The organism is Frankia sp. CgMI4 (assembly GCF_001756285.1).
GTDB lineage: Bacteria > Actinomycetota > Actinomycetes > Frankiales > Frankiaceae > Frankia > Frankia casuarinae.
Genome location: NZ_MAQZ01000002.1, coordinates 113192 through 127464 on the forward strand (window position 1 = coordinate 113192; position 14273 = coordinate 127464).

A 14273-nucleotide genomic window follows, 5' to 3' on the forward strand; every position below is an offset into this window, starting at 1 on the left:
GGCCGCGGGGGTCGTCGGGGCCGCCGACTCCCCGGGCTGTTCCACATCCGCCTTCCGGCCGACGCTGTGACCCCACCGATCGCCGGTGAGGACCACACCGGCCATGCCGGCGACGTCCGACCGGGCGATCCGGCTCCGCRCACGGTTCTCTCGTCGAGATCTCCCACTCCCGCGGTCGCGGCAGTCAGGCTGGCGGTTCGCCGCGCGGTCACCGACCTGCCACCCGGCGGACTAGTGCTGGTCGCCTGCTCCGGCGGCCCGGACTCCCTGGCGCTCGCCGCGGCCCTCGCGTTCGTCGCCCCCCGCCGCGCCCTGCGGGCCGGCATGGTCACGGTCGATCATGGCTGGGACACCGGCTCGACCGAACGGGCGGAGCGCGTCGCCCGCCAGGGTCGGGCCCTCGGCCTGGATCCGGTGGAGGTCCTGACCGAGCACACCGCTCGCTCCGAGGGGATCGCCCGACAGGCACGGCGGGCCGCGATCGCGGCGGCCGCCGACCGGCTCGGCGCCCGGGCGGTGCTTCTCGGCCACACGCTGGACGACCAGGCCGAGACGGTGCTGCTGAGGCTCGCGCGGGGCGCGGGCGCCCGCTCCCTCGGGGGGATGTCGGCTGACGACGGCCTGCTTAGCCGGCCACTGCTCGGGATCCGCCGCGCGGACACCAGGGCCGCTTGCCTCGCCGAGGGGCTCGAGGTGTGGGATGACCCGACGAACCGGGACCCAGCGTTCACCCGGTCCCGGGTGCGTCACACGGTCCTGCCAGTGATGGAGACGGAGCTCGGCCCGGGCATCGCCGAGTCGCTGGCGCGCAGTGCCGATCTGCTGCGGGCCGACGCGGACGCCTTGGACGCCATGGCCRCCGAGGTCTACGGCAAGGTCGTCAGGGCTCGTGGCCGGYCGTGYACCGGCGAGGTCGCCTTCGACGTCGCCGCGCTGGCCGGGCTCACCGCGGCGGTCCGCGGTCGGCTGCTGCGCCGGGCGGCCATCGACGTCGGAGCGTCGGCCTCCGCGCTGCGCGCGGAGCACATCTGGGCGGTGGAGGAGCTGGTGACGCGGTGGCGCGGGCAGAAGCCGGTACCGCTTCCCACCGGCGTGCTTGCCCGGCGATGGGAGAACAGGGTCACGCTGACCGGGCCGGTGGTTCCTCCACCGCCGCCAGCCGGCCCCGCCGCCCGACGGTCGGATGCCGCCCGACGGTCGGATGCCGTCACCGCGCCACACATCAAGGAGGACGACCAGGTGAGTCAGACCGCGACGACGACCCCCGACACCGGAGGCGCCCATGACGGCCCCCGGCACAGCCCGCATCCCGACATCGCCGAGGTCCTGGTCAGCTCGGACGAGATCGCCGCGAAGATCGTTGAGCTCGCGGCCAGGGTGGACGCCGACTACGCCGGCCGGGRGATCCTGCTCGTGGGCGTGCTCAAGGGCGCCGTCATGRTCATGGYGGACCTGTCCCGCGCGCTGACGGTCCCGCTGACCATGGAGTTCATGGCGGTCTCCTCGTACGGGTCGTCAACCTCCTCGTCTGGGGTGGTGCGCATCCTCAAGGATCTGGACCGGTCGATCGAGGGCCGGGACGTCCTGGTGGTCGAGGACATCATCGACTCCGGGCTGACCCTGTCCTGGCTGCTGAAGAACCTGCGCTCACGCGGCCCCGCCTCGCTTGAGGTCCTGGCGCTCTTCCGTAAGCCCGAGGCTGTCACCGTGGATGTGGATGTCCGATATGTCGGCTTCGATCTTCCCGGCGCGTTCGTCGTCGGGTACGGCCTTGACTACTCGGAGTACTATCGAACCCTGCCGTTTGTCGGGACCCTCACGCCCGCGGCGATCGAGAGGGGCGCCCCGGCCTGAGCCCRCTGGCCTTCCGCCCGCTCGGATACGCCCTCGGTCACCGCATCCGCCACGAGCGAAACACCGAACACCATCAGACCGCCACGATCGGAACAGCGCGGGCCGCCGATCCGTTGGTCGGATGTACGCGCGGTGAGATGCGCGCACCGGCGGTACCCTCGGCACAAGGGAATCCCGATCGAGGGCAGCACACACGTCAGGAGGGTGGAGCGCTCGTGTCCGGTGCTCCAGACAGATGACTCCAAGAAGAATCTTCCGCGGCTGGGTGCCACTGCTGCTCCTGGTCCTGTTCGTGATCATTCTCACGACGGGCGTCCTCTCGGGTCCCAGTGAGTACGGCAAGCGAGACCTGAACTTCGTCCAGCAGCAGATCGACGAAGGYCAGGTGGCGAAGGCCAAGATCCAGGATTCGAAGCAGCTCATCCAGATCCAGACGAAGGACGGCCAGAAGTTCGAGTCGTCCTATGTCACCGAACAGGGTGTCGTCCTGGCGAACGAGCTCCGCAACAAGCGGGTCGCCTACGACGTCTCGGTCGACCGTGGAAACATCCTGGTCTCGCTCCTGCTGAACCTGCTGCCCGTACTGCTGGTCGTCCTTCTGCTGTTCTTTTTCATGAACCAGATGCAGGGCGGCGGTAACCGGGTCATGAACTTCGGCAAGTCCAAGGCGAAGCTGGTGAGCAAGGACACGCCGAAGACGACGTTCGCCGACGTGGCCGGTGCGGACGAGGCCATCGAGGAGCTCGAGGAGATCAAGGAGTTCCTCGAAAACCCGGGCAAGTTCCAGGCGATCGGAGCCAAGATTCCCAAGGGGGTCCTGCTCTACGGCCCGCCGGGAACCGGCAAGACGCTGCTGGCCCGGGCCGTCGCGGGTGAGGCCGGGGTGCCCTTCTACTCCATCTCGGGTTCCGACTTCGTCGAGATGTTCGTCGGTGTCGGCGCCAGCCGGGTTCGCGACCTGTTCGAACAGGCCAAGGCCAACGCGCCCGCCATCATCTTCGTTGACGAGATCGACGCCGTGGGCCGCCACCGCGGAGCGGGACTCGGCGGTGGCCACGACGAGCGGGAGCAGACGCTCAACCAGCTCCTGGTCGAGATGGACGGGTTCGACGTCAAGGGCGGGGTCATCCTCATCGCCGCGACGAACCGGCCCGACATCCTCGACCCGGCCCTGCTGCGGCCCGGCCGCTTCGACCGGCAGATCGTCGTGGATCGGCCGGACCTGCTCGGCCGCGAGGCCATCCTGCGGGTGCACGCCAAGGGCAAGCCGATCGGCCCGGACGCCGACATGATGGTCATCGCCCGGCGGACCCCCGGGTTCACCGGTGCCGATCTGGCCAACGTACTGAACGAGGCAGCCCTGCTGGCCGCCCGCTCCAACCTGAAATTCATCTCGTCGGCGCTGCTCGAGGAGTCCATCGACCGCGTGATGGCGGGACCGGAGCGCAAGACCCGCGCGATGAGCGACAAGGAGAAGAAGCGCATCGCTTACCACGAGGGCGGCCACGCCCTCGTGGCGCACGCGCTGCCCAACTCCGACCCGGTGCACAAGGTGACCATCCTGCCCCGGGGGCGCGCGCTCGGGTACACGATGCAGCTTCCCCTGGAGGACAAGTACCTCTCGACCCGCTCGGAGATGCTCGACCGCCTCGCCGTCCTGCTCGGCGGGCGCACCGCCGAGGAGCTGGTGTTCCACGACCCGACCACGGGGGCGAGCGACGACATCGAGAAGGCCACCCAGATCTCGCGAGCAATGATCACCCAGTACGGGATGAGCGACAAGCTCGGCGCGATCAAGTTCGGCACCGAGAACAGCGAGGTCTTCCTCGGCAAGGAGGTCGGCCACCAACGCGACTACTCCGAAGAGGTCGCCAGTGAGATCGACATCGAGGTGYGCYGRCTGATCGAGGCCRCACACGACGAGGCCTGGGAGATCCTGGTGACCTACCGGGACGTACTGGACAACCTCGTGTTGCGGCTGATGGACACCGAGACGCTGAGCAAGGACGAGGTCGCCGAGGTCTTCGCGACGGTCCAGAAACGCCCCGTGCGTGGCATCTACACCGGGGTGGGGCGTCGCGTCCCCTCCGACCGGCCACCGGTGCAGACCCCGGCCGAGCTCGGCCTGCTGACGGCGGATGTCGCCGACCTGGTGAACGACCCGGGCCACGGTAATGGTGCCGCCGGACGCGGACCGGGCGGCAACGGAACCGGGGGCAACAGGGCCGGCGGTCACGGTCAGCCCGCCGGCGTGCCGGGGGCACCAGCGGGCTCGGGCCCCGGGGTCGACCCGTCCGGTCCGGGCGGGGGCGTACCGCACGGCACGGATGTCGGTGGTCCGGGTGGGAATGGCAGCCCCGGGGGGCACGGTTATCCCCAGGGCCAGGGCACGCCGGCGCCCCCCGGAGGCGAGGGTCCGGCCCATGACGGGCCGAGGATCGCCAACCCGTGGGCCCCGCCAAGCTGGCCGAGCGACGACGAGAGGAGACGCCGTTGACGTCTTATTCCGACGAGGCGTCCACTGCCGCGGGCGAACGACGAAGTGAATCATCTCCCGCGGCGGAGGCCCCAGGAATGGACGGTTTCGGCATCCCGGACCCCGACGGCGACGGACCGGCTGCGTCAACCCTGGCGCCGGGCAATGGCAGGCCGCGGCAGGTCCGTCCCTTCGACCACGACCGAGTCGCACGCGCGGTTCGTGAGCTACTGATCGGGATCGGCGAGGACCCGGACCGCGAGGGTCTTCGCAAGACCCCGGACCGGGTCGCGCGGGCGTACCGGGAAGCCGTCGAGGGTCTTGGCCGGGATCCCTCCGAGGTCCTGACCACCGTCTTCGATGAGGGTCACGACGAGATGGTGCTGGTCCGCGACATCGATTTCTCATCGCTGTGCGAACATCATCTGGTCGTGTTCTCCGGCAAGGCGCACGTCGCCTACATCCCCAACAGCAAGGGCCAGATCACGGGCCTGTCGAAGCTTGCCCGGCTGGTCGACCTCTACTCCCGTCGTCCGCAGGTCCAGGAACGGCTGACCTCGCAGATCGCGGACGCCCTCGTCGAGGTGCTCGACCCGCGCGGAGTGATGGTCGTCATCGAGGCGGAGCACCTGTGCATGTCGATGCGCGGTGTGCGCAAGCCCGGGGCCACCACGGTGACATCCGCGGTGCGTGGCCAGTTCCTCAGCACCGCTACCCGCAACGAGGGCATGTCGCTCATCCTGCACAGGTAGCTCCGGGTGGCAGGGATTACAGGCGGCAGGCCTGAATCCCGGAGACGAGGATGCCCCGGGCACCCAGCTCCCAGAGGTCGTCCATCATGCGGTTGACCTCGGCGCGCAGCACCATCGCCCGCACCGCGACCCAGTCCTCGCGCTGCAACGGAGAGATCRTCGGGGACTCGTAGCCCGGCGTGATCTCGCATGYCTTGTCGAGCACGGCCGTCGGAACGTCGTAGTCCATCATCACGTACCGCCGGGCGACCAGAACCCCCTGGATCCGGCGCAGCAGACGCTCATGCGAAGGGGACAGGTCCGCGCCTCTCTTGGCGATCACGATGGCCTCCGAGCRCAGGACCGGCTCGCCGAGCAGCTCCAGACCCGCGGCCTTGAGCGTACGGCCGGTCTCGACCACGTCGGCGACCGCGTCCGCGACACCGAGCCGCACCGCCGTCTCGACCGCACCATCCAGAGTCACGATGTCACCCGGGGTGACCCCCCGGCCGGCAAGGTCGGCTCGGACCAGCGCGGGGAACGACGTCGCGATCCGCTTGCCGGCGAGCTCCGTGATGTCCGCGAGCGTCCCCTCCGGAGAGGCGTAACGAAACGTGGCGAACCCGTATCCAAGCGGAACGAGCTCCTCGGCGGCGGCACTGCTGTCGAGGAGGAGATCACGCCCGGTGATGCCAAGATCGAGACGACCCGACCCGACGTAGACAGCGATATCCCGAGGGCGCAGGAAGAAGAACTCGATGTCGTTCTCGACGTCGGCGATCACCAGCTCGCTCCCCTCGCGCCGCGCGAGGTAGCCGGCATCGGAGAGCAACTGACCGGAGGCGGCCGACAACGCCCCCTTGTTCGGAACCGCGATACGAAGCATCATCACTACTCAGCGTCTACGAGAAAGGGCAGGACATCGATCACAGATGGGAGTATACGTCGTCCAGCGAAAGGCCTAGAGAAATCATCAGCAGCTGACTCCAGTAGAGCAACTGGGAGATCTCCTCGGCGGCCCTTCCCCGGCCTTCGTGCTCGGCCGCCATCCACGCTTCAGCGGCCTCCTCGACCAGTTTCTTGCCCAGATGGTGGACGCCCTGATCGAGCGCGGCGACAGTTCCCGASCCGGGTGTCCGACGCCGCCATTTCTCGGCAAGCTCGACGAAGAGTTCGTCGAATGTTTTCAGGTTGGATACATTCGACGAATCGGATGCGCCGACGGATGGCACGGCGGACCGATCGGCAGGGAGCATGCTCGGCATGCTACCCGTCACCGGGCGGACAACCTCCGCGCCGCGGGCCCGCGGTGCGGAGCGGCACACGACGACCACAGACACGCGCTCCGCGGCCAGCCGGCAAGCCGAWGCGACGGAGTCCCTGCACCGGAGTCCCTGCACCGGCCGCCATGTTGCTGGTTGACTTGATGACTGTGCTTCCGCCCGCGATCGTCGCCACCGACCTGGACGGGACGCTGATCCGCAGCGACGGCACGGTGTCCGAACGCACCCGCGGGGCGTTGCGCCGGGTGGAACGCGCCGGGGCGACCGTGGTGTTCGTGACGGGACGACCCAGTCGGGTGATGGCCGGCGTCGTCGCCCAGACCRAGGTCTCCGGGCTCGCGATCTGCGCGAACGGCGCGCTGGTCTTCGATCTCGACTCCGGCGAGCCGGTCAGCCAGCGCTGTCTGGAATCGGCCACGGCCCTGCGGCTGGCGGCGGCGATCCGCGCCGCGGTTCCCGACGCGRTGTTCGCGGTCGAGAGCGGCGTGCGCTTCGGCCGGGAACCCGCCTTCGAGGCGATGTGGCCGGATCCCAAGGAGATTGTCGCGGAGTTCTCGGAGCTGCTGGGCGTCCTGCCGGCGACGAAACTGCTTGTCCGGCGGGGGGGCGCTCCGTTCACGGAAGTGTACGACGCCATCGTCGAACTCGCCGGGGTGGACGCCGTCGTCACAACCTCCAGCGCGGACCTTCTCGAGATCGCGGGGCCGGGGGTGTCGAAGGCGGTGGCACTGGCTGAACTCGCCGCCGGGCGGGGGGTGGTCGCCGCCGACGTCATCGCGTTCGGAGATATGCCGAACGATCTACCGATGTTCGCCTGGGCCGGATACGCGGTCGCCGTCGCGAATGCCCATCCCGAAGTACTGGCCGCCGCCGACGAGATCACCGTGTCGAATGATGAGGACGGGGTCGCGATCGTCCTGGAGCGGCTTTTCCCATAACCACGATGATCTTCCTGGGCATTCCGGTCCGTCCCGATCACGATCGGGCCGCATACCGGGCCGGATACTCTCCACGAATACCCTCCGGACGGTTCCCGGTCGACGACGGGGATTCCCGGTGGACCGCCGCGTTGATACCTGCCCGGCCGGATCCGGACACGCATCGCCTCCCGGTCTCGCGCTCCCAGCGCGTCCGCATGCACAGCGTCCGCATGCACAGCGTCCGCATGCACAGCGTCCGCATGCCGCCCCGACACCCGGGCATGCCGCCCCGACACCCGTCGCACAGACGGGCCAGGATAGGGACATGGCACCCCTCGTCCAGGACTCGGCCTCATCCGGGCTGCCGGCTCACGAGATCGACGGCGAGTTCCTCGCGCTGCCGCGCACCGCACTCGCCGACGCGGCTCTGCAGACCGCACGTGATCTCGGCGCGACGCACGCCGACATCCGCGTCGAACGGCTCAAGGACYCCTCGCTGTCGTTCCGCGACGCCTCGCTGGAAAGTCGCCATGAAGGCGCGACGCTGGGCTTGGCTGTCCGGGTGGTGCACGGCGGCACCTGGGGTTTCGCCGCCGGCGTCGACCTGACGACGGACGAGGCGGCGCGGCTGGCCCGCGAAGCCGTCGAGATGGCCCGAGTCGCCGCCCCGCTCAACTCCGAACCAGTCGAACTCGCCGCGGAACCGACCCACACCGACGCGGTCTGGGTCTCGGCCTACGCGACCGATCCGTTCGCGGTCGACGCCCGGGACCGGGTCGAACGGGTCGGCGGCCTGTGTCGGACGCTGTTCGCGGCGCACGATGTCGACCATGTCGACGGCCGGTTCAGCGCGGTGATGGAGAACAAGTACTACGCCGACCTGACCGGGACCACGACGACACAGCAACGGGTGCGGGTGATCTGCCAGATCGAGGCGACCCGGGTCGATCCCGCGGGCGGCTTCGAGTCGATGCGCACGATCGCCCCGCCCGTCGGTCGAGGCTGGGAGTGGCTGGTGGCGGGCCCCGCGGCCGGCTGCTGGGACTGGGAGAGCGAGATCGATCTGATCCCGGGTCTGCTCGCMGAGAAGTCCAGGGCCTCCTCAGTCGAACCAGGGCCGTACGACCTGGTCATCGACCCGTCGAACCTGTGGCTGACGATCCACGAGTCGATCGGGCACGCCACCGAGCTCGACCGGGCGCTCGGCTACGAGKCCGCCTACGCCGGTACCTCCTTCGTCACCCTCGACCAGCTGGGCACGCTGCGGTACGGCTCCCCGGCGATGACCGTCACCGGGGACCGCACCGCCCTGCACGGGCTCGCGACCATCGGCTACGACGACGAGGGCGTGCAGACCCGCCGGTTCGACATCGTCCGCGACGGCCAGTTCGTCGGCTATCAGCTCGACCGGGCGATGGCGGCCCGCAATGCCGCCGTGCTCGGGGGCGACCGCTCCAATGGCTGCGCGTTCGCCGACTCCCCCGCCCATGTGCCGATCCAGCGGATGGCGAACGTCTCCCTGCTCCCGGCGCCCGGCGGCCCGTCGACCGAGGAGCTGATCAGCCGGGTCGACCGCGGCATCTACGTCGTCGGGGACAAGAGCTGGTCGATCGACATGCAGCGGTACAACTTCCAGTTCACCGGCCAGCGGTTTTACGAGATCCGCGCTGGTCGCATCGTCGGCCAGCTCCGCGACGTCGCCTACCAGGCGACGACGACCGACTTCTGGGGATCCCTGGAGGCCGTGGGAGGCCCCGAGACCTACGTGCTGGGCGGTGCGTTCAACTGCGGCAAGGGCCAACCCGGCCAGGTCGCGGCCGTCAGCCACGGCTGCCCGTCGGCTCTGTTCCGCGCCACCAACATTCTCAATGCTCGCCGAGAGGCCGGTCGATGAGCCGGCCGGCCGGACCGCAACCAGCCTCAGCCGACGGAGGAAGCACGGTGCGCGAGACCGCCCATGAGATCGTCGAACGCGCCCTGGGCCTGTCGAAGGCGGACGGCTGCGTAGTGATCGCCACCGAGTCCAGCGCGGTGAACCTGCGCTGGGCCAACAACACGTTGACGACCAACGGCGCMAGCCGGGATCGGTCGATCACCGTCATCAGCGTCATCGGCCGCTCGTTCGGGGTGCGGACGGCCTCCACCATCGACTCCCCCGGTTCCGGCGGCCACCCCACCGCGCGTCCCACCAACCTGCCGCATCCCACCGATGCCGACGGCCTCGCGGAACTCGTCCGCGCCGCCGAGGACGCGGCCCGGGACGCCGAGGATGCCGAGGACTACACGGACCTGCTCGGGCTGGACACGACGGACGTCGGCGCGGGTGCGGGGTCGGCGGGTGCGGGGTCAGCGGGTGACGCGGCCGAGGCCTTCACCGATCCGGCCGCCCGGACCAGCACCACGGTGTTCGCCTCCTTCGCCCGGGACCTCGCGGAGGCGTTCGCCGCGGCGCGGGCGGGCGGGCGGCGGTTGTTCGGCTTCGCCGAGCACAATCTGACCACCACGTGGCTCGGGACGTCGACGGGGCTGCGGCTGCGGTACAGCCAGCCGACCGGCAGCGTGGAGTGGAACGCCAAGAGCGGCGTTCCCGGCGGCTCGGTCTGGCACGGCCAGTCGACCCGTGACTTCACCGACGTCGACGTCGCGGGTACCGACGCGGCGCTGCGCGACCGGCTGGCCTGGTGCGAACGGTCGCTGGAACTGCCGGCCGGCCGGTACGAGACGCTGCTGCCGCCCTCCGCGGTGGCGGATTTGATGATCTACATGTACTGGACGGCTGCCGGTCGGGACGCGGCCGAGGGCCGGACGGTCTTCAGCCGGGCCGGCGGCGGCACGCGTCTCGGCGAGGCGATCGGACCGGCGGGACTGCGGCTGGCCAGCGATCCGCACGACCCGGAACTCGCGACGACCCCCTTCGTGACCGCGCAGTCCTCCTCGTCGATGTCCAGCGTCTTCGACAACGGACTGGCGCTGAGGCCCACCGACTGGATCTCGGATGGCACCCTCGCCGCCCTCGTGGAGACCCGCGCGTCCGCCCGTGCCACCGGGGTCCCGACCACCCCGATGATCGACAATCTGATCCTGGACGGCGGAGGCTCCGCGTCGTTGCAGGAGATGATCGCCTCGACGAAACGCGGGCYCCTGCTCACCAGCCTGTGGTATATCCGCGAAGTCGATCCCGAGGTGCTCCTGCTCACCGGCCTCACCCGGGACGGGGTCTACCTGGTGGAGAACGGTGAGGTCACCGGGGCCGTCAACAACTTCCGCTTCAACGAGTCACCGGTCGACCTGCTCGGCCGCCTGGCCGAGATCGGCGCCACCACCCGCACCATGGCGCGGGAATGGGCGGACTGGTTCACGCTCACCCGCATGCCCGCGGTACGGATCCCCGACTTCAACATGTCCTCGGTCAGCCYGGCGAACTGACCGCCGGCCGGGCCGGGGGCATCGAACCATCGATGGTGAACCGCGAGCAGCCATGGCTCCCGGTTCACCATCGCGGGTCGATTCGGGGACGGGTCGATTCGGGGACGGGTCAATGAAAAACGGGTCAGTCAGAGGTAGGCCCCGCGGCCGAACGTCTCGCTGCCGGGCTGCTGCCCGCTCGGCAGGGCCCGTCGGCGCATCTCCTCGAGTTGAGCCTTGGCGGCCATCTGTTGGGCGAACAGCGCGGTCTGCAGGCCGTGGAACAGACCCTCGAGCCAGCCGACCAGTTGTGCCTGGGCGATTCGCAGCTCGGCGTCCGACGGCGTGCGCTCCTCGTCGAACGRCAGCGACAGCCGATCGAGTTCCGAGCGCAGGTCCGGGRCAAGCCCGTCGGAGAGCTCCTGGATGGAACTGCGGTGGATCTCGCGCAGCCGGACTCGGCTCGCGTCGTCCAGCGGGGCGGCCCGGACCTCCTCGAGCAGCTGTTTGATCATGGTACCGATGCGCATCACCTTGTCGGGCTGGGAGACCAGCGCGGCGATGGGGTTGCCGCCGTCCAGCTCCTCCGCGGCCTGCGGCGCCTGGCCACCGTCCGGGGCCAGCGGCCGCACCGGCCGGTCGGGTACCCCCGAGTCCGCGGTCTCGTGCAGCGCGCCGTCAGGCCCGACGACCACGACGCGGGGTTCCGGTTGATCCGTCATGCCCCCTATCCTGCCCCGTGATCCGCCTCCCACGGCACTGGCTTCGCCTCCACGGTCACGCCGGGTGTCACCCATCGAGGGTCATTCCGGGATCGTGAGTACCACCTTTCCGACATGTCCGAAATCAGCCACATGCTGGTGCGCCCGCGCGACCTCGGTGATCGACAGCACCCGATCGATGACCGGCCGGATCGCCCCCGCCTCGATCGCCGGCCAGAAGTCGCCGCGGACACCGGTCACGATGTCGGCCTTCTCCTCGACCGGCCGCCCGCGCAGCGACGCGGCGTGGACCGCCGCCCGCTTGGTGAGCAGGGCGCCGAGGTTGAGCTCCCCTTTCACCCCGCCCTGCAGGCCGATGACGACCAGACGGCCTCCCACGGCCAGCACGGCGACGTTGCGGGCGAGATACGCCGCACCCATGTTGTCGAGGATGACGTCCGCCCCATGGCCGTCGGTGGCCTCGCGGATCCTGGCGACGAAGTCGTCGTCACGGTAGGAGACCGCGATGTGGGCGCCGAGCTCCCGCACCCTGGCCAGTTTGGCCGCGGTGCCGGCGGTGGTCGCGACCAGCGCGTTCGGACGCAGCGCGCGGACCGCCTGGAGCGCGAAGGTCCCGATGCCGGACGCCCCGCCGTGCACGAGGAAGACCWCGCGGTCACGCAGACCGGCGATGCCGAACACCGTGGAGTACACCGTGCAGGCGACCTCGGGCAGAGCGGCCGCCGTGATGAGGTCGACCCCRGCCGGGACCGGCAGCACCTGGCCGACCGGCACGTTCACCCGACTCGCGTAGCCGCCCCCACTGAGCAGCGCGCACACCTCGGCCCCGACCTCAACCCGGTCCACGCCGGCGCCGAGAACCGCCACCCGCCCGGAGCACTCCATCCCGATGATCTCAGAGGCACCGGGCGGCGGCGGGTAGAAACCTTGCCGCTGGAGCAGGTCCGCGCGGTTCACCGCCGTCGCGACCACCTCCAGGGTAACCTCGCCCGGCCCCGGGGCAGGAGGGTCCGCCACCGTCGACCACGTCATGACCTCGGGCCYACCGGGCGCTTTCACCGTCACAGCATGCATCCGTCACACGCTACGGCTCCTCGGCACGCGATGCCGCGGCATCATCCGGCGTGCGGGCATGTTCATGCCGCGGCCGTACGGATGTTCCGGTGGGGTGGACGGACGCCGGCTCGGGCCTCAGACCGGCTCGGGCTCCGGTTGGGGTGCGCCGGGAACCGGCTCGGTGTACGGGGAGGGCTCGTGCGGAGCCGGCGGCAGGTCAGGAGCGTCGGGCAGGAGCGGGCCGGGATCATCCGGGATCGGGGTGTCCGGATCGAGCGGGGGCGGGGGACTCGGGCGATGGGGACGGACGGCCTCGGRCATCACGACAGACGGGGCAACCAGACCAGACCGGGTAAACAGACCAGACCGGGCGGACAGGGCAGCCGGACCAGACAGGGCAGACATAGATTTCGCCGTACCCGGCGGGCGTCGCGGCGGAAACATCGTCCTAGCATCCCATGTCGGCGGCTCGTCCCTCGCCGCGGCCTGGTCGCCGGTCACCCCGCTGGACCGRCGTCGCGCATCCGTGCRCCGCCCCGTCATCGCGGCTRTCCCGTCCGGATCTCGGTTCATCGGCTCGCATCTCCGATCCTATGCCGTCAAGTCCTATGCCCCTATGTCCTATAATGTGGCTGCCTCGGCCGGTCCGAGACGGGTTTGCCCCCGTGGCCGATGTCAACGCGCGCCAGGACCATCACCATGTGTGGCCAGCCCGACATCATCGGACCGAGGGTAAAGCCACTGCTTCGAGCGTATTAACAGTGACCGCCCCACTCGGCATCCAGGTACCACGACGCATACCCGATCGAGTCGCTACCGTCATATGCATATCGCCCTGAACTCATGGTTCTCTGCAACCAGTGACAGACGACCACAGCATCGGCTGTCCGGCCGGCGCCGCGGACGCGCCGGCCTCGACGGGCCCGGGGAGCGTGCCAGTGGAAGCGGTCGCGGCCGACGACGAGCCCGAACATCCCCATACCCAGGCGGAGTTTCATGCCTTCTTCGAGAGACATCACCGCGAGCTGAGCCGGTTTGCGTATCTCCTGACCGGCGATCACGACGTCGCGGACGACATCACCGCGGACGCCCTGACGGCCGCCTGGTCCGCCTGGGACCGGGTCCGCTCCGCGGACCTTCCACTGGCGTATGTCCGGCGGATCGTCGCCAACCTGGCGGCCGACCGGGTCCGGAAGGTCGTCCGCGAGCGACGCGGGCTGCTCTTCCTTGGTCAGCGAGCCGACCAGTCGGCGCGGATACCCGATCTCCCCGCGGTCATGGATCTGCGCTCCGCGCTGATGACACTGCCGCCAGGCAAACGTGCCTGTGTCGTGCTCCGCTACGCCTTCGACCTGTCGGAGATCGAGACGGCTCGCACGCTGGGTATCTCTGTCGGCACGGTGAAGAGCCAGACCGCCAAGGGAGTCGCCGAACTGGAGCGGATTCTCCAGAACACCGAGCTGCCGCCGGCCGGTGCCGCGGAGGTGGCGAGGCCACAGGTATCGTCCGGTCGGCCGGGCACATCACGCGGCGCCACATCCCGATCGGGCAGTTCCCGGATGAATGGCTCCCGGTCGGGCTCGGGTCGCCTGGGACGGCGGCGGGGCAGTGGTCAGTCCGGCAAACCGGCGGGTCCGAGCCCGTCGGCGTTCGCCCGCCTCGGCCGCGTCAAGCTATGGCCCTGGTGGCAGCAGCGAGTCGGCGAGGCATAGATGACRCAGAAGGCGCCCGGGGTTCCAGGAGCTCGATCATGATGCGCAGGGTGGCGCGGCAGCGCGGCGCGGCGAGCCTCCGGCCGATTGCCGTCCCTCCACTCCGGAGACGGG

General features: G+C 69.8%; 11 protein-coding genes. 7 read left to right on the plus strand and 4 right to left on the minus strand.

What is annotated here, in order from left to right; all coding sequences use genetic code 11:
- The first annotated feature begins 66 nt into the window (after positions 1-66).
- From hpt to folE, 3 genes are all read left to right on the plus strand, one after another.
- Positions 67-1854, plus strand: coding sequence for a hypoxanthine phosphoribosyltransferase (hpt, locus tag Manayef4_RS00500; RefSeq protein ID WP_070130250.1), 1788 nt, complete (start codon positions 67-69; stop codon positions 1852-1854).
- Positions 1855-2089: 235 nt separating this feature from the next.
- Complete coding sequence (gene ftsH / locus Manayef4_RS00505; RefSeq protein ID WP_070130251.1) at positions 2090-4351, plus strand: ATP-dependent zinc metalloprotease FtsH; 2262 nt, start codon at positions 2090-2092, stop codon at positions 4349-4351.
- Positions 4348-5082 carry a GTP cyclohydrolase I FolE gene (gene folE, locus Manayef4_RS00510; protein WP_035729386.1) on the plus strand — a complete coding sequence of 245 codons (735 nt, stop codon included), beginning with the start codon at positions 4348-4350 and terminating at the stop codon, positions 5080-5082. The genes ftsH and folE overlap by 4 nt, the downstream gene beginning before the upstream one ends.
- Positions 5083-5098: 16 nt before the next feature.
- Here folE and hisG read toward each other — a convergent pair whose 3' ends face one another.
- Complete coding sequence (gene hisG / locus Manayef4_RS00515; protein WP_070130330.1) at positions 5099-5947, minus strand: ATP phosphoribosyltransferase; 849 nt, start codon at positions 5945-5947, stop codon at positions 5099-5101.
- A 40-nt stretch (positions 5948-5987) separates the two neighbouring features.
- Positions 5988-6317 (minus strand): phosphoribosyl-ATP diphosphatase, encoded by a 330-nt coding sequence (locus tag Manayef4_RS00520; RefSeq protein WP_241882770.1) that lies wholly within the window; start codon positions 6315-6317, stop codon positions 5988-5990.
- A 170-nt stretch (positions 6318-6487) separates the two neighbouring features.
- Here Manayef4_RS00520 and Manayef4_RS00525 point away from each other — a divergent pair, with 170 nt between their 5' ends.
- The 3 genes from Manayef4_RS00525 to Manayef4_RS00535 all read left to right on the plus strand — a co-directional run bounded on the left by Manayef4_RS00525 (position 6488) and on the right by Manayef4_RS00535 (position 10690).
- Positions 6488-7282 carry a Cof-type HAD-IIB family hydrolase gene (locus Manayef4_RS00525; RefSeq protein WP_070130331.1) on the plus strand — a complete coding sequence of 265 codons (795 nt, stop codon included), beginning with the start codon at positions 6488-6490 and terminating at the stop codon, positions 7280-7282.
- Positions 7283-7625: 343 nt separating this feature from the next.
- Positions 7626-9158: a TldD/PmbA family protein gene (locus Manayef4_RS00530; protein ID WP_070130332.1), complete on the plus strand. Its 1533-nt coding sequence runs from the start codon at positions 7626-7628 to the stop codon at positions 9156-9158.
- Positions 9155-10690 carry a metallopeptidase TldD-related protein gene (locus tag Manayef4_RS00535; protein WP_083282208.1) on the plus strand — a complete coding sequence of 512 codons (1536 nt, stop codon included), beginning with the start codon at positions 9155-9157 and terminating at the stop codon, positions 10688-10690. The genes Manayef4_RS00530 and Manayef4_RS00535 overlap by 4 nt, the downstream gene beginning before the upstream one ends.
- A gap of 128 nt (positions 10691-10818) precedes the next feature.
- On the opposite strand, the gene Manayef4_RS00540 is transcribed toward Manayef4_RS00535, so the two are convergent.
- Both Manayef4_RS00540 and Manayef4_RS00545 read right to left on the minus strand, forming a co-directional pair.
- Complete coding sequence (locus tag Manayef4_RS00540; protein ID WP_070130253.1) at positions 10819-11391, minus strand: bacterial proteasome activator family protein; 573 nt, start codon at positions 11389-11391, stop codon at positions 10819-10821.
- Positions 11392-11472: 81 nt separating this feature from the next.
- On the minus strand, positions 11473-12465 hold the full coding sequence (locus Manayef4_RS00545) for an NAD(P)H-quinone oxidoreductase (protein WP_083282209.1): 993 nt from the start codon (positions 12463-12465) through the stop codon (positions 11473-11475).
- Positions 12466-13379: 914 nt separating this feature from the next.
- On the opposite strand from Manayef4_RS00545, the gene Manayef4_RS00555 reads away from it, so the two are divergent.
- On the plus strand, positions 13380-14159 hold the full coding sequence (locus Manayef4_RS00555) for a SigE family RNA polymerase sigma factor (protein ID WP_235463006.1): 780 nt from the start codon (positions 13380-13382) through the stop codon (positions 14157-14159).
- The last annotated feature ends 114 nt before the right edge of the window (positions 14160-14273 follow it).